The sequence below is a fragment of the Neptuniibacter marinus genome, from assembly GCF_001597725.1.
Lineage (GTDB): Bacteria > Pseudomonadota > Gammaproteobacteria > Pseudomonadales > Balneatricaceae > Neptuniibacter > Neptuniibacter marinus.
Genome location: NZ_LUTR01000040.1, coordinates 1 through 2,788 on the forward strand (window position 1 = coordinate 1; position 2,788 = coordinate 2,788).

General features: G+C 39.9%; 4 protein-coding genes. All 4 read left to right on the plus strand.

The features are described from left to right. Positions 1-191 precede the first annotated feature (191 nt). The 4 genes from A3774_RS15880 (at position 192) to A3774_RS15895 (ending at position 2,542) form a co-directional block, all read left to right on the plus strand. A complete protein-coding gene (locus tag A3774_RS15880) occupies positions 192-458 on the plus strand; it encodes a transcriptional regulator (protein WP_067869991.1) in 267 nt (88 codons plus the stop codon). Beyond that, positions 455-739: a type II toxin-antitoxin system RelE/ParE family toxin gene (locus tag A3774_RS15885; RefSeq protein WP_067869994.1), complete on the plus strand. Its 285-nt coding sequence runs from the start codon at positions 455-457 to the stop codon at positions 737-739. Before A3774_RS15880 ends, A3774_RS15885 begins: the two co-directional genes overlap by 4 nt. 204 nt (positions 740-943) lie before the next feature. Beyond that, positions 944-1,630, plus strand: coding sequence for an EAL domain-containing protein (locus A3774_RS15890; protein WP_231868005.1), 687 nt, complete (start codon positions 944-946; stop codon positions 1,628-1,630). Between the two features lie 372 nt (positions 1,631-2,002). Beyond that, positions 2,003-2,542, plus strand: a complete 540-nt coding sequence (locus A3774_RS15895; RefSeq protein WP_067870002.1) for a hypothetical protein — start codon at positions 2,003-2,005, stop codon at positions 2,540-2,542. The last annotated feature ends 246 nt before the right edge of the window (positions 2,543-2,788 follow it).

The window sequence follows — 2,788 nt, forward strand, 5'->3', positions numbered from 1 at the left end:
TAAATCGCTATGGATGGTGACCTTCCTACAGAGGACTTTCACCTCATTAGTTCATGCCCATGCTGGGCGTACACAAAAAAAACCATCCGACGCATGCTGCGCGGCTGCTTTAAGCGTTATAAGTCACTCGCTCTATCTAGTTTCCTGTAGTATTATGTATTACATGTGAACACATGTGTATGGAGCCGACTATGAGCGTTACTAGTATTCGCCTTAATAATGAGGTTGAAAGGCCTCTAGAGAACCTTTCAGTTAAATTAGATAGAAGTAAGAATTACCTTATAAATCAGGCAGTTAAAGAGTTTTTAGCCCGTCAGGCCATGGAAGATTCTCGCTGGGAAGACACCCTCCAGGCCCTAGATTCCGTAAAATCAGGCAAATCCATCAATGGCGCTAAAGTTGAAGAATGGCTTCAGAGCTGGGGCTCCAAAGGCGAGAAGGCATCACCTCAAGAGTGACTATTTCTTATACGCCGGAAGCTGTAGGTGACCTGTCTCGGTTACGGGAATTCATTGCCGAAAAGAACCCAAATGCAGCTCAAAGGATTGCTGGCGAACTTCTAGAAGGTATCAGTAAACTCGAGACGTTCCCCAGAATGGGCTTACCGGTAGCTAAAGCGCCTGACCCTGAGCTCATTAGAGATTTATTTGTAACTTCGTACACTGTACGCTATCTCATAGCTAGTGAAGAAATTCACATCTTGCGTGTATGGCACAACAAAGAAGCCGAAAAAAGCTGATAACAAATTGCTTCAGTTGATTCCCTACACTCTGTTTGATTTGCGCTAGAAAAATATTGGCGCAAATCAAACTCCATTCCGGTCACAACTGAGCAAGGCGTTATATTTAATGAGGACTGTATGATGACAAATCCCCCAATAATTTTTGACAGGTTTTCATGCGATAATTGCGCCGATAAAAGCAGTCTTGATTTCGAGTTCACCATGGCTTTTCAGCCTATCATTAACTGCCAGACAAAGCTGATATTTGGGTACGAGGCATTAGTTCGTGGCCTAAATAACGAATCTGCTTATTCGATTATATCTAAAGTAAACGATGATAATCGCTATCTGTTTGACCAGCTCTGTCGCGTAAAAGCAATAAGCCTAGCATCAAAATTGAAACTCGAATCTATGCTCAGCATTAACTTTCTCCCAAAAGCAGTTTATAAACCTGAACGCTGTATACGTACTACTATAGAAGCCGCCAAAGTACATGATTTCCCTATAGATAAGATTATGTTTGAATTTACAGAGGTTGAAAAAATTGATGATAGTAATTTCGTAAAAGAAATAGTTGAGTATTACAAAAATATGGGGTTTAAAACGGCTATTGATGACTTTGGTTCAGGATATGCTGGGCTAGGCTTATTGGCTGATTTTCAGACAAACATAATTAAGTTAGATATGGATCTTATTCGCAATATAGATAAGGATAAGCCAAGACAACTTATAATTAAAAATTGTTTGAGATTATTTCATGATCTAAACATAACCCCATTGGCAGAGGGTATAGAAACTAAAAATGAAATGAATTGGTTGCAAGATGCCGGCATTGAATTGATGCAGGGCTATTTATTCGCCAAACCAGGGTTTGAATGCCTGCCACAAGTAAATTTCGGTGAAATATAAATATACAAGGCACTCCAGTTGACCACCAAAATCGTCGCTTCGCTTGCTTTTGGGTTCAAGTGAGTTTCATCGTTGGTATGACTCCCACTGTCAAGTTTAAGCACAGTTCTACCTGCTTTTTCGTTTAAAGCCCTTTACGACCTCAGTAAACTTTTTGTGAGTGTCTAAGCCAATAAAAATTATGCTACTGTTAATCATGCTGACCTCCGACTGGTATTGTTAACAGATACAGTATGGCTCTGGCTTTTAGCTAACCCACGAAAATGGAGGTCAGCACCTCGTGGGAGTCATTATGTCTATGTGCATGCAAGTTCTGACAAATGTTTTATAGATCACGAAAGGAAACCTAACAATTAGGCAAAGGAGTTGTTGATGAAGTTAATGTTATTTCCGAGTTACGTTTTGGCTGTATTACTTATTTATGGTAATACAGTGTTTGCAGACACACTTGCTTATCGGGACAAGGCAGACCAATGTATTGAACACGGATACAAACTCTGTTGGCGCTTTTGTCTTGCGGCCGCTAAGCAACAAGAGGCAGGTCAAACGGTTAAGTTTGGAGAGCAGTGTGATGCTGAACACAACAAAAAATTTACGAATAAACCCTACCAATCGAAAGCCGATCCAGATTATCTTCCTTCAGGTTCGTGGTGGTTTGGTAATGATGTTGTAGGCATATATCGACATAATGCTGGCAGGGCTAGACATATCATTGACGCACCATCACATCCGAAATGGAAAGAAAAATGTGCAAGTACAGCGCGTATTGAGCCATCAATGATAAAGTCACTGATGGAAAACGGAAAAACGTTACAAAAAGGAATCAAAGTTCATTTGAGCAAAATACAAGTTAAGGCAATATCCAGCAATCGGTTTGAATGTAAGGCGGTGAAGGTTGAGGTGCTTGATTAACCATGAAATGGACTGATTTTGATAAAATGCCTAACACTGTGCTGTAGCTGGAATAATTGGGGTCAGAGTAAAATGAAATATTTAATCTTTTGAAACTTAAGTTAAATCAAAAATAACTTTAGTCTGCCCCCCCCGATGATTATTAGATTTGTATTTGCACTTACTAAAATGTAGTAGCTCAGACTTGATCTGACAGTTACCCGTTTTTTATCTGGTGTCTGTCAGTTTAGATCTGGGCTAAATTCT